Below are 658 nucleotides of genomic sequence, written 5' to 3'. Positions count from 1 at the left end.
TGGTAATGTCTTAAATGGTGCTTACATCTTGTACACTATTAATGTGACTAATTTTGGTCCTGATAATGCGACTGGTTTGGTTATTACTGATGTTTTGGATAGTAGATTAATATACATTAACAGTACATCTCCAAGATTTACAAGTTATGTTGCAAGTACTGGTGTTTGGAATATTGGTAACTTAGCTAATGGTGAGAGTATTGCTTTGGATATTCTTGTCCGTTTAAATGGTACTGGTAATATTGTGAATATTGCAAATGTTACCAATGTTACTGAAAATAATACTGGTAATAATAGTAGTAATCCTGATAATGAAACTAATATTACTGTTGTCACTACTGTAAATCTTAGTGTTGTTAAAACCTCTAATGTATCTGGATCTGTCTTAAATGGCATATTTGTTTTATACACTATTAATGTAACTAACTATGGTCCTGATAATGCGACTGGTTTGGTTATTACTGATGTTTTGGATAGTCGATTGATTTATATTAATAGTACTAGTCCTCGTGGAACTAGTTATGATGTTACTACTGGTGTTTGGGATATTAACACTTTGGCTAATGGTGAGAGTATTGTTTTGGATATTCTTGTCCGTTTAAATGGTACTGGCAGTATTGTGAATATTGCAAATGTTACTAATGTTACTGAAAACAAC

General features: G+C 31.8%; 1 protein-coding gene. It reads left to right on the top strand.

Annotated elements, in window-relative coordinates:
* Nucleotides 1–658: DUF11 domain-containing protein (locus MBCUR_RS03300; protein ID WP_157077636.1), on the top strand; the 658-nt coding region annotated here is incomplete at both ends.

It is taken from the genome of Methanobrevibacter curvatus (assembly GCF_001639295.1).
Classification (GTDB): domain Archaea; phylum Methanobacteriota; class Methanobacteria; order Methanobacteriales; family Methanobacteriaceae; genus Methanoflexus; species Methanoflexus curvatus.
This window is presented reverse-complemented; position numbering and strand designations above follow the sequence as displayed.